17 protein-coding genes and 2 pseudogenes are annotated in these 16,186 nt (G+C 63.3%); 8 read left to right on the top strand and 11 right to left on the bottom strand.

Going from position 1 to position 16,186, the window contains the following annotated elements; all coding sequences use genetic code 11:
* A pseudogene (locus tag ACPXCG_RS23920) lies at positions 1 to 169 on the bottom strand (NAD(P)H-quinone oxidoreductase); the annotation flags it as partial.
* A gap of 145 nt (positions 170 to 314) precedes the next feature.
* Between ACPXCG_RS23920 and ACPXCG_RS23915 the strand changes: the two are divergent.
* Both ACPXCG_RS23915 and ACPXCG_RS23910 read left to right on the top strand, forming a co-directional pair.
* The gene (locus ACPXCG_RS23915) at positions 315 to 1,019 is read left to right on the top strand and encodes a DUF6319 family protein (RefSeq protein ID WP_425794888.1); all 705 of its coding nucleotides are present in this window, start codon (positions 315 to 317) and stop codon (positions 1,017 to 1,019) included.
* 118 nt (positions 1,020 to 1,137) lie between these two features.
* Positions 1,138 to 1,638: a hypothetical protein gene (locus ACPXCG_RS23910; protein ID WP_425794887.1), complete on the top strand. Its 501-nt coding sequence runs from the start codon at positions 1,138 to 1,140 to the stop codon at positions 1,636 to 1,638.
* Between the two features lie 85 nt (positions 1,639 to 1,723).
* Here the strand turns inward: ACPXCG_RS23910 and ACPXCG_RS23905 are convergent, their stop codons facing one another.
* The 5 genes from ACPXCG_RS23905 to ACPXCG_RS23885 form a co-directional block, all read right to left on the bottom strand.
* Complete coding sequence (locus ACPXCG_RS23905) at positions 1,724 to 2,479, bottom strand: SGNH/GDSL hydrolase family protein (protein WP_425794886.1); 756 nt, start codon at positions 2,477 to 2,479, stop codon at positions 1,724 to 1,726.
* A 363-nt stretch (positions 2,480 to 2,842) separates the two neighbouring features.
* The gene (locus tag ACPXCG_RS23900) at positions 2,843 to 3,316 is read right to left on the bottom strand and encodes an SRPBCC family protein (RefSeq protein WP_425794884.1); all 474 of its coding nucleotides are present in this window, start codon (positions 3,314 to 3,316) and stop codon (positions 2,843 to 2,845) included.
* A 509-nt stretch (positions 3,317 to 3,825) separates the two neighbouring features.
* Positions 3,826 to 4,644, bottom strand: coding sequence for an amidohydrolase family protein (locus ACPXCG_RS23895; protein ID WP_425794883.1), 819 nt, complete (start codon positions 4,642 to 4,644; stop codon positions 3,826 to 3,828).
* 308 nt (positions 4,645 to 4,952) lie between these two features.
* A complete protein-coding gene (locus tag ACPXCG_RS23890) occupies positions 4,953 to 5,192 on the bottom strand; it encodes a hypothetical protein (RefSeq protein ID WP_425794882.1) in 240 nt (79 codons plus the stop codon).
* Positions 5,193 to 5,983: 791 nt separating this feature from the next.
* Positions 5,984 to 6,769 (bottom strand): hypothetical protein, encoded by a 786-nt coding sequence (locus tag ACPXCG_RS23885; RefSeq protein ID WP_425794881.1) that lies wholly within the window; start codon positions 6,767 to 6,769, stop codon positions 5,984 to 5,986.
* Between the two features lie 419 nt (positions 6,770 to 7,188).
* On the opposite strand from ACPXCG_RS23885, the gene ACPXCG_RS23880 reads away from it, so the two are divergent.
* A complete protein-coding gene (locus ACPXCG_RS23880) occupies positions 7,189 to 8,475 on the top strand; it encodes a DUF7373 family lipoprotein (protein ID WP_425794880.1) in 1,287 nt (428 codons plus the stop codon).
* Between the two features lie 637 nt (positions 8,476 to 9,112).
* On the opposite strand, the pseudogene ACPXCG_RS23875 reads toward ACPXCG_RS23880, so the two are convergent.
* A pseudogene (locus tag ACPXCG_RS23875) lies at positions 9,113 to 9,445 on the bottom strand (hydroxyquinol 1,2-dioxygenase); the annotation flags it as partial.
* Positions 9,446 to 9,766: 321 nt separating this feature from the next.
* Complete coding sequence (locus ACPXCG_RS23870; protein ID WP_425794879.1) at positions 9,767 to 10,429, bottom strand: TetR/AcrR family transcriptional regulator; 663 nt, start codon at positions 10,427 to 10,429, stop codon at positions 9,767 to 9,769.
* A gap of 63 nt (positions 10,430 to 10,492) precedes the next feature.
* Between ACPXCG_RS23870 and ACPXCG_RS23865 the strand changes: the two genes are divergently transcribed.
* On the top strand, positions 10,493 to 11,119 hold the full coding sequence (locus ACPXCG_RS23865; protein ID WP_425794878.1) for a class I SAM-dependent methyltransferase: 627 nt from the start codon (positions 10,493 to 10,495) through the stop codon (positions 11,117 to 11,119).
* 561 nt (positions 11,120 to 11,680) lie between these two features.
* Here the strand turns inward: ACPXCG_RS23865 and ACPXCG_RS23860 are convergent.
* Complete coding sequence (locus ACPXCG_RS23860; RefSeq protein ID WP_425794876.1) at positions 11,681 to 12,034, bottom strand: hypothetical protein; 354 nt, start codon at positions 12,032 to 12,034, stop codon at positions 11,681 to 11,683.
* Between the two features lie 360 nt (positions 12,035 to 12,394).
* Between ACPXCG_RS23860 and ACPXCG_RS23855 the strand changes: the two genes are divergently transcribed.
* Positions 12,395 to 12,889 (top strand): hypothetical protein, encoded by a 495-nt coding sequence (locus tag ACPXCG_RS23855; protein WP_425794875.1) that lies wholly within the window; start codon positions 12,395 to 12,397, stop codon positions 12,887 to 12,889.
* Between the two features lie 308 nt (positions 12,890 to 13,197).
* Positions 13,198 to 13,656 carry a hypothetical protein gene (locus ACPXCG_RS23850; protein WP_425794874.1) on the top strand — a complete coding sequence of 153 codons (459 nt, stop codon included), beginning with the start codon at positions 13,198 to 13,200 and terminating at the stop codon, positions 13,654 to 13,656.
* A gap of 333 nt (positions 13,657 to 13,989) precedes the next feature.
* Here the strand turns inward: ACPXCG_RS23850 and ACPXCG_RS23845 are convergent, their stop codons facing one another.
* A complete protein-coding gene (locus tag ACPXCG_RS23845) occupies positions 13,990 to 14,280 on the bottom strand; it encodes a hypothetical protein (RefSeq protein ID WP_425794873.1) in 291 nt (96 codons plus the stop codon).
* Positions 14,281 to 14,305: 25 nt separating this feature from the next.
* Complete coding sequence (locus ACPXCG_RS23840) at positions 14,306 to 14,569, bottom strand: hypothetical protein (protein ID WP_425794872.1); 264 nt, start codon at positions 14,567 to 14,569, stop codon at positions 14,306 to 14,308.
* A gap of 330 nt (positions 14,570 to 14,899) precedes the next feature.
* On the opposite strand from ACPXCG_RS23840, the gene ACPXCG_RS23835 reads away from it, so the two are divergent.
* Positions 14,900 to 15,493 carry a hypothetical protein gene (locus tag ACPXCG_RS23835; protein WP_425794871.1) on the top strand — a complete coding sequence of 198 codons (594 nt, stop codon included), beginning with the start codon at positions 14,900 to 14,902 and terminating at the stop codon, positions 15,491 to 15,493.
* 314 nt (positions 15,494 to 15,807) lie between these two features.
* The coding region (locus tag ACPXCG_RS23830) for a hypothetical protein (RefSeq protein ID WP_425794870.1) at positions 15,808 to 16,186 on the top strand (379 nt) is incomplete at its 3' end.

The following is a 16,186-nucleotide window of genomic DNA, read 5'->3' as shown; positions in this document are numbered from 1 at the left end:
TGTCGGTGATGCCGGGTGGCGGCGGATACAAGCCCCGCCGTTGCATCAGGGCGGCACAGTTGACACCCGCCGCCGCGACCTGGACGAGCACCTCGCCAGAAGCTGGGACGGGTGTGGGCACCTCGTCGAGGAGAAGGTTCTTGTCGTCGTCGACGACGATCGCGTTCATGGTGGCGGGAATGGCGGGTGCGTTCATGCGATCTCCTCGGCACTCACGTGTTGACACTGCTCGCATGACGGCAAAGCCGGGATGTGAGCAGTGTCAACACACAGATTCGCGACCGCTCTTCGTCGACTCGCACATCTGTGCGAACATGGTCAGCGTGAAGTCGCGCAAAACGACAGGACTGACTCCCGATGACCTGGAATCTCTGTCCGCAGGACTCGCCGCGGGAAAGCGGGTCACTGTTTACCTACGTGATCCGATGCCGTCGCTGAACCTCGACGCCGGGACGTCGGCACGCGTGGTGACCATCGACGGCTCCACGCTGACGGTCAGCCCGAAGGGCGTCGACGATCAGTTGCCGTTCGAGGCGGACGAACTGCAGAAGACTCGTGTGGCAGCCACTCCCGTCACGCCCTCGCGTCGACCACCGCCGAAGGCGAATCCGTTACCTGTGGCCACCTCGAATGCATCCAGATCCATTGCGAAGCAGCCGAAGTCGGTGCCTGCAGAGACGGGGACTGCGGAACCGAAGCCCGTCCCGGCGAAGGCGCCGCGACGTACGAGAGCGCCGGCCGCAGCAGTTGGCGTCACCATCACGTCAGCCGGCGAGGGCACGTGGACGATATCGGTCTCACACGGCAGCAAGAGGCAAGGCAGGCCCACCGAGGTGGCCTCGGACAGGGTGGCCAGGGCGATGCGCGAACTCGGTGACGACACCGCGATCACAGCGGTGGACGGAGTGATCGAGTCGGCACGGGTCGCGGCCCAGAAACGGATCGACGAACTCAGCCACGAACTCGAAACCGCACGAGCAGCACTGGCTCATCTCGAGGGTCAGGGACGAGACAGCTGATCGCGATGTCGCGCGGCGGCATCGTTCGCGGCTACCGAAGCGACTGCCCGGAGTCGCATCCGCTCCGCATTCCGCCTGGCACTATTGGAATACGTCCATCCACCATGTAGGGGAAAGAATGAAGCGACTGTTGTCGGTACTCGGATCGGTCAGCGCGCTCACCTGCGTGGTCGCAGCGCCCGCACATGCTGCCGGCCCACCAGACGCGGTCAAGATCGCGAATGGTGCGGTCGCCGTCGCGCGAGGCTCCACGATGCTTCACACCAACACCTTCGGTCGCTATGGGTGCGAAGATTTCGTGGACGCCGCGTATGGCCGGACCACCGCCAACGGGATACCACACGATGGTGCGATGGCCTTCTATCACCGCCTCGCTGCGCGCGGGGAGGGGCACAGCCGGCTCCCCGCTCCACTGGGGGCGCTGGTGTTCTCAAAAGGTGAGGACGGCGATCACGTGGACATCTCCATGGGCAACGGCCAGTACATGAGCGGCGGTGTACAGGGCTTCGGGCCTGGTTGGGGTGACGGCACCAACAACCAGATCCTGCCGTCAGCGAATCTGGGGAACTGGCACCTCGTGGGCTGGGCGTACGCACCATGGAGCGCGACAGGATTCTGATCCCGACCGGCCGCTCGGCTATACCGCGCTGGGTAGGAATCGCGCCCCGCGGGGTACTCCGCCCGCACCGAACTCAGCGCTCGGACTACAGCCGCAGCGCCCGCAGGGTCACCTCGGCCATCTGCCGCTCGCCGAGAGCGTTGGGATGAACGGGGACCGTCTGGACATCGGTGATCAGGGGCTCAATCCAGCGCACACCCTGCGGCTTACAGCTATCGTGGCCGACCGATGCGGTAGCGGCGTCGACATACTTGATCCCGGTCAAGAACGCGGCCCGCCGGATGGCGTCGTTGAGGGTTGCCTGGATTCCGTGCATGTACGGAATGTCGCCGGGTGCGATGGGGAATCCGGCGCACTGCTGCACCTTGTTGGGCAGAATCCACGGATAGGCGACGACGGCCGTTCGGGCCAGGGGAGCCCGGGACCGGACCGCGGTGAAGGCACGGAACAGCTTGGGGAATGTCTGCCGACGGACCTCGGAGGCGATTGAATCTCCGTACATGGCGCGGCACGGCGATCCTTGGCCGGCCGTAGTAGCGGCTGCGGCAACACATTTGGCGACAGTCGAACCGAACACGTCGCCATCGTTGCCGCCGATCATGAAGGTGACCAGCCGTGTTCGGAGGCTCAGGGCATCGAGTTGCGGGCGGAGGCCGGGGTACTGCGACCCAAAGAAGTCGTTGGTCTTTGCGCCGCCGCAACTCACGTCGGTCAGTCGCGCGCCCGTCCGGCCGGCAACGAGATGCGCGTAGTTGATGCTCGACTGGGCGCACTGCGGGAGTGTGCCCGGTGCAGTGGGCACAACACCGGAGCCGGCTGAATAGCTGTCTCCGAGATTCACGTAGTCGAGCGTCGGCCCGGGCACTCGTGGTGCCGCGGACACCGAACCGGCCGGTATCGACAGAGCGATGGCGGCGGCTGTGAGAATCGAAGCCCCGAGAGTCAATGCAGATGCGCGCAAGTTCACGAATCGAGATATAACACAGATCACATTCACTGGAAGTGATTCTGAAATTCGGATTCCTGGCTCGTTTGGACGGATCAGGTGATTTTCGGAGAATTGCCGGTCTCCGGCGATGGAATTGGTGCTCAACGGAAGCTTGCGTCCTGCACACCCACCACAGGGCAGTGCTGCAACTTGTCGCGCCTAGATCGCCGACCTTCTGAGCCATCCGCCCAGTGACGCCGCGAGCACGACGGGCCGTCACTTCAAAGGGCGCTCGACGGTCCTTGCAAGAATACCGAGCGTCGCACGCAAAGCCGCCTCGGGGATTATGGGAAAGATATCCATCTCGCGGTAACGACCCTCGATCTGGCTCCAGTCATAGTAAGAAGTGACTTCGGTTCCGGCTTCGTTCGGCTGCAATCGGTAGCCATACAGGTGTTTGATCGGGGGTTGTATTTGACCCGAGATCGTCCACTCGATCACCGAGTCCTGTTCGTACGCGGTGATGATGACAGTGACGTCGTACTTGCCCATCGGCAGGTCGTTGAGTGACTCGCGGTCCATATGGACGACGAAGGTGTCGCCGACGGCGCGGACCTGCTCGCCGTCGGCTGACTGCAACATTCCCGAACTGTCGATCTCGACGTGCCCGTCAGGGCGGGTGAGGATGTCGAACACTGCAGAGGGTGGTGCGGCGATCTGGCGGGCGACCTCGAATCGTTCTATCGTCATCACGACGACCCTGCCAGACAAATGGTTCGGCTGGGCCCACATTTCACGGACACCGGCCCTGCGACTGAATGGGCGGCGGATGATGACCCACAGTCTGCAAGTTGAGCGTCGAGCGCACTGTTCCGCGCGCATGTACTTCAACTCTCTGGGGCACTGCAGTACCTGTTGTTTGCGGTGGATCGTCACTCGGATTCGATGGCGGATCCCGCTGGAATGCGAGCACCTTCAGGAAGTGGCTTGGTGCTCAGCTCTCCGCCAAGTCGACTGATCAGAGTCGCTGACCTGAACCCGACGGATCCTTCGGCGCGACAACTCCCCCTCGTGGCTTCGATCGGCGTCGAACTCGACGCCGTCTAGGGACAGTCGCACAACCCTGGTCAGTTCTGCAGGACTGCCGTGTCGAAAAGCAGGCATGCCGCCTCGGCTGGCGAGGAAAATCTGCGAACATTCGCTCGGGTTCGATCGGGCGCGTTGTCCGTCGACAGGGCGAAGTCGCGTGCCCGACCCGATTACGCGAGCGCGAAAACGCGGACGGCGTTGTCGTGCAAGTAGAGCCGGCGGGTGGCCTCGTCGAGGCCGAGTTCGTCGAGGCCGTCCAGGGCGGCCGAGTGGGTAATCATGGGGTAGTTGGTGCCGAACAGGACCTTGCGACTGCCTGATCGGGTCTTCATATAGGAGACCAGCTCAGTGGGAATTCGGCGGCTGGTGTAGGCGGAGGTGTCGATGTAGACGTTCTGGTGTTTGCGGGCCACCGCAATCATCTCCTCGGTCCAGGGGTAACCGATGTGCCCGGCGACGATGACCAATTCGGGGAAGTCCAGGGCGACCTGATCGATATACGGGATCGGGCGGCCGGTTTCCGACGGCCGCAGCGGCCCGGTGTGTCCGACCTGGGTGCAGAACGGGACACCGAGCTCGACACAGGCCGCATACAGCGGGTAGTAGCGCCGATCGGTGGGCTCCACTTCCCACAACCACGGCACCACGCGCAACCCTTTGAATCCGAGTTCGGTGACCGCTCGACGTAATTCGCGTACCGCGGGCATCGGTGTGGCCAGATCGACAGCGGCCAAGCCGGCGAACCGATCTGGGTGCGCAGCCACCCAGGAGGCGACCTCGTCGTTGGAGATCAGCGCACCCTCACGGGGCGCGTGCCAGGCGCTGAGTAACCCGAAATCCACGCCGGCCTGACCCATTGCGGCGAGGGTGAAGTCGATCGGCAGTTCGTCGGTGAGGGCTTGCTGACCGGTCCAGCGGCGCAGCGAATCGAACATGTCGTGTTGGGAGAAGCGCACGGTGGGGTGTTGCATCCAGACGTCAATTGTCATGGGGCTTCGATCCTTTCGTTGCACCTGGTCAGCGTCGGCCAGGCGGCTTCGCCGAGGATTTCGGCGAAGCCGGCGGATATTTATCCAGGCGGTTTGCCGCCGCAACCGGCCGATCTCGCGTGTTGAAGTGGGACGAGCAAACTGGGAAAGTCTGGGTCCGCAGGCTCCGGCCCTGAAGTGCTATGCCTGATCGCGATCGCGATGACAGCGACGATGAGTCCGCCGGGCCGTCCTATCCGATTGAGCGCCGCCGGCAACCACTGACCACATCACCACCTGGACCGACTTCGCCCTGGGGCGCAATCACCTCAGGAGCGCATCCACTCGTTGGCAGCCGCGTACAGTGCGTCGACATTCTCGGGTCGGTCGATACCGAGCAGGTCCTGACTCACCTCGGTGCCGACAAGCGCTCGCGTATACGCGAGGAAGCGGTACGAGTGTCGCAGACCCTTGAGCGCCTCCGGGTCGACGCTGAGGTCAGTCCCCGGCACGGCGGGTTCCAAAGTGTCGGACTCGTTGACCGCGTGCATCTCGCTGATGAGCCACACCCGGCGCGCCGCTCAACACGATAGATCAAGCGTATGTACGACGTGAGTATGGCCTCAACCCCGTTCACCGGCATCCAGACGATGGTTGCGGATGGGTACTCGACAACGCCCCTTGATCCGTGGTAATTGACCGCGGGCGGTCCACACCGGTTGAGCAGCGGACCGAAGTCGATATAGGGGTCGTTGTCGCCTTGGTCGAAGGTCTGTGGGCTACCGTTCATCCAACTCGTCTCTATTGTTGCATCCTGCGTGTAACACGCGCGGTTTTCCTCGGCGAGACGCCGCACACGTGTCTGACGCTCCCGGATGACCAGCTCACTGATCTCACTGACAACATCCATGACTTTCCCTTCGGTCGCCGGAACTGTACGTGAAACACCATCTCTGAAACCAGCAGCAGCATTGGGGATCTCGGCGCCGTCGATCGTGCTTCTTCACGCGCCGTTGGCAGCGTCGTCCTCGTGGGCACTACCGGCAACAATATTGCACTCGATAACCCTTTTGGGGAGCTTCAGATCAAGACGTACTACCCGATGCCCAAAAGATCGATGGCGGCGAAGACCCCTTGTGCGCACCTTCCGTGCGGCGAGCCGTCCGGGGTGACTGGCGAGCCTTTGGTGCGAGTCGCCACTGTATGGGACACCCGGGCGGCCGCCCACAAGCTTGCTCAGTATTCACAGCTGAGGGGTTGGAACTGTTATCGTCGCGCACCAGACGCACCGAATGCTTACTGCCCCCGCACATCCTGGTCGATGTGTGGGGGCAGTAGGTGTGTCAGAGGGTGGGGGAGTTCAGGCGAGGACGTCGTGGTCGTGGCCGCTGTCGACGTCGTCGTGCGGTGCGGGCGGCTCGTGGTCGTAGCTGTCGTCGGGGCCGTCGCTGTAGGAGTCGAGCTGTCCGTCGCCGTCGGTGTCGGTGCCGACCAGATCGGTGTGACCGTCGAAATCGGTGTCGACGGCGTAGGTGTCGAGCTGTCCGTCGCCGTCGGTGTCGGTGCCTACCGCGTCGATGCTGCCGTCGGCGTTGGTGTCGACCGACAGGGTGTCGGGGCTGCCGTCACGGTCGGTGTCGCTCAGCACGGTGTCCGCGCGGCCGTCGGCGTTGGTGTCGAGGGTTTGGGCGACCAGGTGCCCGTCCTCGAGGGAGTCGACCTGGGTGATGTCGCCGCCGGCGTTGAGGTGCACGATCTGGTCGGCCTGGCCGTCCGCGTCGACATCGGAGGCCACCAGCACCTCACCGTCAGAGCCCGGCGCCGCGACTGTGTCGACGGTGCCGTCGCCGTCGGTGTCGGCCGCCACGAGGGTCACGTTGCCCGCGTCGTCGTAATGCACCTCGACGTCATGGCCGGCGGAGTCGGTGGTGTGCTCCACGCTGCCGCCCTGATCGCCCCCGGATGCCGTAGGTGCCGGGGTGCTCGCATCGTCGCTGGGGGCCGCGGGGGCCGGTGCCGACGCCGCGGTCGGGGCGGCGGTGTCAGCGGCGGCCGGATGCTGGGCGGTCGGATCGTAGGGGGCATCGGGGCTGATGATCGGCTGATCCGGGGTGGCGGCGGTGTCGGCGGTGGGGTTGCCGGACATGGCGTGGGCCTTTCAACTCGGTGTGTGAGCGTGTCGGGAGTCTGATGCAGCCCGGTGTGCGGAATGTTCCCACCCGATCGGAGCCGCGCGCACAAATTCTGTCGTCCCCCGACGCACGTCTGCGGATATCTGCTGGGTTACACCACACCTTCGCCACCGGCACCGCCGCTGGTGGCGAGTGTCTTCTGGCCGTGAACAGGCACGCAACGCCTGCGAGGGCGTTGGTGAGCGGGGCGCCCGCCACGGCTTGTCGTCGTCAGTCTTAGAGAACTCGGTGTGTGTTTATGCTCCGTCCTCCAGCAGGTCCGATCGTCGGAGGCCCAGGTCCTGCACTACACTGCATTTGATTTTTGGGGTTGGCGTTGAGTCCGTGGCGCGCCGGGATGGCGCAGCGATCGATAGAGGGGAATCGAACAGAAATGAAGATTTGGCAGCCAGCGGTGCGCTGGATAGGGGTTGCAGTCGCTGTCGCCGCCCTTGCGGCGTGTTCGACCGATACAGATTCGGGCGGCGATCAGTCCGCCGCCGCGTCAAACCAGGCATCGGACCCGTCGATTGACGTGTCGGTACTGAACACGGGCAAATATCCGACCGAGCCGCGTGCGGCGTTCGGCAAGACCACCGACGACAACATCATCCAGTGGGAGGGACAACGGATGACGCAGTTCATGGTGGTGCCGTTCGAGGTCGACCCAGATATGACGGTCTCGCAGATGCCGGTCGAGGTCGTCGGCGGCCCGAATAACATGTCTGCAGTCCTCAACGAGAAGGCCGCCCACGTTCCCGGCAACGATGCGATCATCAGTGGCTTCGTCACCTCCGCCACCACGTCGGAGAACAAGCGCAACGGGAATCCGCGGTCGCTGCAGAACATGGTCGTGCGGTACCTGACTCGCGCCGACGCCACGACCGCGGCCCAGCAGATGGCGCAGGCGACGGCCGCCAACAACGAGTCGTCCACCACCAACGCACCTGGCCTGGACGGCACCAAGGTCGTCAAGACCGACGCCAACGGCAACAAGCAGATCGCCGCATTCACCCCGCACGGCGTCTACGTGCTCTACCAGTGGTATGAGGTCACTCCCGCCCAGGAGAATCTCCTCGACCCCACAATCAATAAGGCCGTCAAACTGCAGGCCAAGCTCATCGATCAGTTCCCACGCTTGCTGACCACCGATGAAGCCAAAGAGAAGGGCATCACTCGCGAACCGTCCATCACCGACCAGAACCACGTCCTGATCTATGCGCTGCCCTACAGTGACGACGAGATGAAGAACGGCACAACTTCGCTTCCGTCGGGCCTCGTCCACGCTGTCTATGGTCCCCGCGGGCTCGCCCAGTTCTGGCCGAACCCTGAGTCCACCTTCAAGGTTCTTTCCGAGGTCGGCTCCACCGCCAATGCCGTGGAACGGTCCAACGTGTACCGGGCCGATGACAGTGCCGGGGCGAAGAGGATCGTCGACACCTTCACCGCCGACAACAAGTCGACGGGGTGGGCGGATGTCCCCGCCCCGCAGGCGTTGCCAATCGCCAAGTGTCAGACCATGAGTCAGGGCATTGAAGGCATCAACGACACGAATTACAATTGCTTTGTGCAAAAGGGCCGCTACGTCGGCGAAGTCAGCGCCAAGCAAAAAGAGGACGCCTACCAGCAGATTTCGGCGCAGTACGTGATCCTCACCAAAGCTGACCAGGACGCTCACTAGCTATAATTCGATCTGCCAGAACGAGCCGGGACCACACTGGTAGGTGGTCCCGGCTTGCTTTGCGTTGCGACCCAGTTGCCGTGGGGATTTGAGGTTTCCCCGAGTAGTGGAGGGTGGTCACGCTGGCAGATTCCCGATAGTCGGTCCAGGTGATGTGTTCCCCACGGTTTGGCAGAGGACAGGGTGTGCTCGACAGGTTGACCGCCTCGAAGCTCGAGCGCAACCGCACGACGGTCTCGTCGAGCTTTGGTGGCTCCCAGGACCAGGCGAATCGAGTTCAGCGCGGCGAATCTCCTGAACAGTGTCGATTTTCCTTCCATCACTGGCAGCGACGCGCCGATGTTCCCAACCCGAGCACGGCGGTTCCGTAGCTGACGATGGCGACAGCCGCGAAGCTTACGTGTGAGTGTCTGCGACGTTGAGATCGCGATGGATTGCGCGACTGACTTCGACAACGCCGGGGGGTATGCGATGGACAGGTCACTCCTGTCGCCGAGTGGCGCGGTCAGTTCCAGCTTGCCTCCCCGGTGCGCCCGGAAGTCTTACTCGTTGGTGAGGTCTATTCCGGTCGAGCGGGGAACAGAGACTGTCATGTAGTGTCCTGATCCGACCGAAGGGGTGGTCGACGATGTGCCCGTCAGACTCCTGCGGGTGCGAGGATGATGTCGAAACAGGCTCGCGCCCAGGCGCTGTCGCCGAGATCGCGACCGTCCGGTGTCGGTGTGCCGGGTGCCTGCCTCGCGAACTTTTTGATGAGGGTGTCTTTGACGCCGAAGACGCTGTCGCCGATCTCGATCTGCGGGTCGCCGTTGACGAAGATGTGGGTCACCAGGGTCCGCAGGCCGTCGGCGGCGACCATGAAGTGCAGGTGCGGGGCGCGCACCGGGGAACGACCGACGGCGTCGAGCATGCGGCCGACGGGGCCGTCGTGCGGGATGGGGTAGGGCACCGGCGTTAATGCCCAGAACCGGAGCATAGGCTGTTCCCGCTCGATCGGGACGGAACCCACTCCTAAATGTGAGTTAAAACTTACTTTTACCGCGCAGATCAAACAGTGATCGACCGCCCTGATCGTCCGTCGCTCATGCCGCGCCCCTTGGTGTCCGTGACTTCAAGAGCGTCGCTGGAATCGCACTGGGCTGTGGACTCTGACACCTCGCCGAGGCGTTCCTCGCCCGGGACGGCGCCAAGGAAGACAACAAGATCCACACTGGCGACAATTGCTACTGAGGAAGTTCTTCTGACTCACAATGCTCGTGGCAGGTGCAGCAGTCCCTACTGCCTCGATGGCCTACTCGTGGGCTATGCAGAGGTGGGTAGTCAGGGCCACACATGCCCACTCCTCCCAGGCGTCGGGGGACCAGCCCCGGTCGCGGACGAAGATCAGGTACAGCTCCGGACTGAGCAGCCCGTACAGCAGGTCGGCGGCACGGGCGGTATCGACGTCGGGGCGGGCGTCAGGCTTGGAGGTCAGCGCCTTCGCTACGGCGTGCTGGACGGTATAACGCGGGTCGGGGCCGGCGGGCCATTGCGCGGCGATCTCCGGGTCCGTGGCGGCCGCGGCCGCGATCAACGGCATGATCGGGGCGACCCGGCCGAGGATGTCGCGTACACCCCGTACGTGGGTGCGCAGTTGCCCGGCCGCGGTGGGCTCGGCGCACGCGGCGCGGAACCAGCCGCGGTGCATCGTGGCGACCGGTTCGACGTCGCCCGCGATGGTCGTGTCGACGACGTCCTTGAACAGCGCACGCTTGTTTCGGAACACGAAGTACACGGTCTGGACGGCCACACCCGCGCGATCCGCCACCTCCTGAAGGCTTGTCGCACCGTACCCCTGCGCGACAAACAGCTCCCGCGCCGCCACAACGATCTTCTCGCGGGTACGCCGCGAGCGCTCGGCCCGCTTGTCGGGGCGCTTGACGTTCTGTCCGTCGGATCCCTTGACCGCATCCATGCCGGAAGTCTATATCTAGAGTCAGTCACTAGAGATTAACTCTAATTTCTTGGAGAGGCAGCGATGAGTGAGACTTGGACGGCTGTGGAGCTCGAGCAAGAGGGTTTTGTGCGCCGCGTGTTGGAGGACTTCTACCGGGACGGCAAGCCGCCGTGGGACAGCGGCATCACGCCGCCCGAGCTGGTGGCCCTGATAGAGGGACCCGATGCGCTGATGCCGGGCCAGGTCCTCGAACTCGGCTGCGGCACCGGGACCAACGCGGTGTACCTGGCCCGGCACGGCTGGCGAGTGGCGGCCGTCGACCTGGTCGACCGCGCGGTACAGCAGGCTCGGGAGAAGACCCACGCCGCAGGAGCCGACGTCACGGTGCTGTGCGGGGACGCCACCCGTCTCGACGAGGTGGGCGTGCCCGGTCCGTACGACCTGTTCTTCGACCTGAGCTGCTACTGCGGGATTCCACCGCACCGCCGCGACGCCTACGCAGCCGGCCTCACCAAGCGTGCCGCCCCCGGTGCGCGATTGCTGATGTTCGGGTACGGGCCCGGAGCGTTAGACGACTCGTGGTCCGGCGTCACTGCCGACGAACTCAGCGCCAGGTTCGCTGGGTGGCAGCTGGACGACGTGACACCCGGCACGAACCCGGTCCCGACTTTCTGGTTCACGCTGCGCCGCGGCGCCGACTCTGCATGAGCTCAGTCGAGCCGGGCATCTTCGCGCTGCGGCTGTCGCGCGCGGCCGTTCTCATAAATGCACATCTGTGAGAGTTCTGCGAGAGCGCCGGAAGTGATCACGTTTCCGCAGGTCCCCAGCTGACTGGCGAGCCTTCGGAGCGAGTCATTATTCAGATATCGGCGACATACTGGGCGTATATCGCCGCTGAGGCCACTGCGCGGCGCTCGATTGTGGCGGGGGAGTAACCCAACGTTGCCATGCATCCAGATCCATCTGGGACAGGTCGCTGATCGAGACCTCGCGGGCGGTGAGCCAGTTCAGGAATTCGATCGTGACGGTGACGGCGTGTTTGCTTCGAAGGAAAGTTCCCTGTGAGACCGACTCCATCGAGTGCATCTGCCGCAGGTGGTGCAGCGGATATACCGGGTGGCGACGTCACGATGCCTGGGCATTCGACAGGTTGATCCCACGCGACTTCAGCAACGGGATGAGTTCCCTTGTCCTCCAGAGGTTGTGATTAACTGGACGTGAGACGTGCCGAAGTAGGACGAGTCGCGCGAACGGCCTGATCGACGGGGCCTATCCCAGACCCCAATTGATCAACGCCCCGAGTAGGGCGATCACGCCGGCCGTTGCTCCAACCGCGAGCGAGTACGCTCGGCCAGCCCGGCGGGTGCGTACCGGGATCATGAACGCGATCCCGAGAGCGAGTAGCGCCGCCCACGCCAGCAACCACGGAACCCAGTACGTGGCGATAAGCGGCCTGTCCACCGGTGCATCCAGGGGTGCGGCGGTGGGTTCCGGTAATCCCAGCCAACTCCGCGCCAGATGGGCAAGCGGGACCACGGTGACTATTCCAACGACGAAGCCGACGATAACGGCGGTGACCACCTGGATCCTGGCTGCACGCGTTGCGGTGGAGGTGGAGGTCATCGATTCAGCTTACGGTGAGTCCGGCTTACAGTATTGCTCAGCCAGAACGCCGGGATCTTCTGCCACGATGTGGTGATGGATGCGGTGGCCGATGTTTCGGTGGGGCAGTGGATCACTCAACGGCTCACGGGGCGATGGGGATCAGTGACAGGTGTCGTTCCAGCCGGTTTTGACGCCTACGTCCGGGTGCTACATCCGGCATCAGACGTCGAGGAGCGCGCGTGGCGGTGGCGTGATGTGGCCGCGGTGACCGGCAGATCTGTGCATCCGCTAGTGCAGTGGTGGCGGCTCGTCGACGCTGAGATTCCGCACGATCCTGTGAGCGAATTGTGGGGCGGCTATCCTCCGGAAGATGGTGCCTTGAGCGAGCCGGATCGAGGCACGCTCCTGGAGATCCTGGGAGCACATACGCAGACACCCGACGAGGTGATCTTCGGTGTGTGGGCCGGGTATGCCAGCCTGAATCCCAACGGCAGTAAACTGTTCACCCTCGGCAAGCACGGCTATTCGCACACCGAGCACGTGGAGCCCACGGCAATGGCGGCGCGCCTGGCCGCGGGGCCACGTCTGCGACATCCTGGTCGCGACTACGTCCTGATGCGGGGTGCGCTCACCGAGGCTGACATGATTCCGGCACTGCTCGACGACTACGGGCCAACTCTATGGGCCAACCTTGTCTGGCCGGACGATCGTGCGTGGTGTGTGGGCTCGGAGATCGACTTCGATTCCACGCTTGTCGCATGCAGCGACGAGACCGCCACCGCCATCGTCTCCAACGACCTTCTCGAAGCGTTCCTGGTACGTCCCGACGACTCACTACAATTCGACGCCGACGTCATCAACGGCAGGCGGTGAGATTCCGAGACGTAACCGGTCATTATCGGCGCAACGTCCCGGGACTGGGCCCTCCCAGTTCAGCGTTCGTGCGGTGACGGATCGCCAGGGCCCGCGAGCGTGAGGAGGACGGGGCCGAATATGGGACTGCCCCCGGGACTCCTCTGCCTCTCTACGCTGCCTTCCTAAGACCTGGAACCAGGTGTTGAATGCCGAGCCTGAAGATGCACATAAGAGGAAGCTGGTGAACGCAGCAGTACAGTGAGTCGGTGACGGGACTTCGACTTTCACACGTACTGTGCGTCACCGCTGTCGCGTGGATGTTTGCCTTGACCAGTTGTGACGTCGACGTCGTCCCGGCTGAGTCAGACCTGTCGCCGCGCACCCTGGACGTGACCCAGGCCGACGATGCCTTGTCGGCGATCAGGATCGCCCTGCCCGAGCAGTATCGGTTTACCGCGGGGTACTCCGTGCCACCCTCATTCTCGGGGAAGTCGGCCTACTTCCTCCGATACGATCAGGCGGAGAAAGTGGATCTGCGCGCGTTGGCCGAGATGAACTCCGATCGTGAGTTCGGTCCGGTCCTGCGGGCGACGTGCGGCAGTGAACTATCCAGATATTCGCTGGTGTCAGCGATGGGTCTGCACTGCGAGGGTGCAACGTCGCTGATGGTGATTCGCAACGACGGATTAGGCGCGGGCGACCGCCTTGCGGCCGGCCGCCAGGCCATAGTCGTACCTGCAGGCGATGATCCACATCAGATCTACATCTACTCGGAGGGGACGTAGTGGGTTGCGCGGATGATCCCGGATGTGGTCGGCCGTATTGCGTTTGGCCCGGCCGGGGTGTCGTTGCGGGTGCGCGCCTTCGGTGCGCGGTTTGAGCCTAGGATGGTGGCGCGACAGCTGGCGTGGACCAGGCCGGGCGATGACCGCCGTGGTCGCGGATATCGAGTACCAGCCGAGTGCGTACCAGTGATCGGTGCCGGACTGTCCTCTGGTCAGGATCGTCCAGTCCAGATCTCCGCCGCTGTTGACCGACATATAGCAGCGATAGGTCCCGAGAACCAGTGGTGGTTTCGGGACCTATCGCTGCTTGTGTTTTGTGTGTGTTGAGGGCGTCTAGCGTGCGGGGACGCTCTCGTGGTGCGGCACCCACCGGTTGCGTGTCCAGAAGGCGATGGCGCCGGCGAAGGGGACCGCCGACACAACCAGGGCCCAGGCGAGTCCTCGGGTTCGTCCCGTTGGTTCAGCGATGACCGACCAGAGCGCGATCGGCCACATCACTAGCCAGACCGCGACGAGGCCGAGACCGAGACCGCTCAACACGAGCTCCGTTCCGAGACCAGCAAACTTGTTCTCGCACGCGTTGGTGCTGGTCGCGCAGTCGGCGAGGTATGTAGCACCGCTCATATCTGCCGACGGTACCCGACCGCAGTCATCGCAGGCCCTCCCATGCGACCTTCGACCCGGAACCGTAATCGAGGAACGGCTTGGCGATACCCAAGGTTGTGCCTCGATACGCGATGTTGTTGGCTCCGTCAGGGAAGAAGCCGGCGCTGGCCGGATCATCGCCTGTGATCAGCCGGTAGTCGTAGAGGTCATATACATGTGCCTGCTGGAGCAGTCGCACGCGATGCTTGCCCGCGGTGCCGGGATAGGCGACTACCACCGTGGTGCACGAGAGTGAGAAGTCTCCCATCGCGTAGTGCCCGACTCTGAACGAGCCGCTGGACAGTACGTACCGATGCCGCGGTCAGGGACCGAGACTGACCGGTGCCGCAATTAGCGAAGCGTCAGCTGAGTCAGGAGATTGGACCGACGCACCTGCTCGATGAGCTACCCGTAGATCCTTATGCAACATCGAGTCCCAGGCTCCCGCGTCGTCTGATCGTTGATGCTGACACCGATAGATCGGGGGTTCGCGACAGGTTTCCCAGCTTGTCCCGAGCCTCCGGGTCACGTGCAGGAAGCTCATCACCTTCACCGAAACAGGTTGCCGCTAAATGTTTCCTCTTGCAACTATGGAGAAGTGACCGTGCACCCGTACCCTGATCAGGGCCCTGCTGATTGGCTCAAAAAGCATTACTGGTCTCGCTTTGCCGTTCGTGGCCCACAGTCTTTTGCACAGTACGCACGCCTGCGATTCACGCCCGATCCACAATGCGACGGACAGCCTTACGCCGATCTCGAGGCCGTCGAAGGCCCGGCAGAGATATGGCAACTCGGAATCATCGTCGACATGCTGGCCCAACACACCTCGACGCCGCAGGAGTGTTTCTATGCCATCTGGTCGGGCTGGTCTGGCCTCAACGCCCACGGCGCGGCGACCTTTGCGATACCAGGACGTAGCTACAGCTTGTTTCGAGGCACTGCACACTGCCTACCGCACGACCCAACATATCCCTATGCAGACGAGACCAAGGACTGGCAGTTACCCATCCCGACGCTGATATGGCCGTCTGATCACGCATGGTTCATCACCAACGACCTAGATCCTCACTTCGCCACCATCGGCGCATCAGAGGCTGCGATCGCCACACTGCTCACCGACACCGACACCGACTCACGGATCGACATCGTCGTTGACAAGTGCCCAGAGCATGAGCCGCCGTATTATGGCTAATCCGCGCGCGGCCAGGGTGTGTCGGCACCGACCCCTGCAGTGGCAATGGTACTTGCACCCGTGGTGCTGGGCTCAGCCTGACGCTGCGATCGTGGCTGCAACGCCGGCTGTGACCGACGAGAGCGCGTGCGTACCAGTGATCGGTGCCGGACTGTCCTCGGGTTGGCTTCTTTCCAGAGCGTCCGCCGCTGCCGCTCCGATATGGAGGTCGTTTGTGAAGGGCTTGTTGAGCCGGTCGGCGTCTCTATAGCGGTGGCTACCCGGTCCATGTCACGAACAACGCGGCGTGCACTGATCCCTGCCACGATGGACATATGGTCCATTGGCGCGTTGACCCCGACACCATCGACTGGGAGATTCCGTTCTCGGAACACGAGATGCCGACCGACCTCCCAGAGCAATGGGCAATGGCGGTCCAAGCGGTCACTCACGACCTGCATCATCTGAGATTAGGACCGCCGATTGTCCTCGATCAGTTGGTCTGGCAGCTTGAGCTCAACAGCAGCTACTGGGTGTCGATTGGCATGTACAATGCTCCAGCCAACCCCGTAGCATCGACTGTCAGCTTCCTGATTGGGCGAGGTTTCGCGCTCGACTCCAGTCCCGCACAATGTACGGTCTGGGCAGCAGAAGCTGTTCAAGACGAACTCGCTGGTTACAACTTCATCCAATGGCCCTCTATAGGCGGTCCGC

It is taken from the genome of Gordonia sp. DT218 (genome assembly GCF_049847105.1).
Lineage (GTDB): Bacteria > Actinomycetota > Actinomycetes > Mycobacteriales > Mycobacteriaceae > Gordonia.
The sequence above is the reverse complement of the archived record's forward strand: the minus strand, read 5'-3'. Positions and strand labels throughout refer to the sequence as shown.

Coding starts and splice junctions, on each gene's coding strand:
- ACPXCG_RS23915 (WP_425794888.1), top strand. CDS start 315: ATGGTCAGCGTGAAGTCGCGCAAAACGACAGGACTGACTCCCGATGAC.
- ACPXCG_RS23910 (WP_425794887.1), top strand. CDS start 1,138: ATGAAGCGACTGTTGTCGGTACTCGGATCGGTCAGCGCGCTCACCTGC.
- ACPXCG_RS23900 (WP_425794884.1), bottom strand. CDS start 3,316: ATGACGATAGAACGATTCGAGGTCGCCCGCCAGATCGCCGCACCACCC.
- ACPXCG_RS23895 (WP_425794883.1), bottom strand. CDS start 4,644: ATGACAATTGACGTCTGGATGCAACACCCCACCGTGCGCTTCTCCCAA.
- ACPXCG_RS23885 (WP_425794881.1), bottom strand. CDS start 6,769: ATGTCCGGCAACCCCACCGCCGACACCGCCGCCACCCCGGATCAGCCG.
- ACPXCG_RS23880 (WP_425794880.1), top strand. CDS start 7,189: ATGAAGATTTGGCAGCCAGCGGTGCGCTGGATAGGGGTTGCAGTCGCT.
- ACPXCG_RS23870 (WP_425794879.1), bottom strand. CDS start 10,429: ATGGATGCGGTCAAGGGATCCGACGGACAGAACGTCAAGCGCCCCGAC.
- ACPXCG_RS23865 (WP_425794878.1), top strand. CDS start 10,493: ATGAGTGAGACTTGGACGGCTGTGGAGCTCGAGCAAGAGGGTTTTGTG.
- ACPXCG_RS23860 (WP_425794876.1), bottom strand. CDS start 12,034: ATGACCTCCACCTCCACCGCAACGCGTGCAGCCAGGATCCAGGTGGTC.
- ACPXCG_RS23845 (WP_425794873.1), bottom strand. CDS start 14,280: ATGAGCGGTGCTACATACCTCGCCGACTGCGCGACCAGCACCAACGCG.
- ACPXCG_RS23840 (WP_425794872.1), bottom strand. CDS start 14,569: ATGGGAGACTTCTCACTCTCGTGCACCACGGTGGTAGTCGCCTATCCC.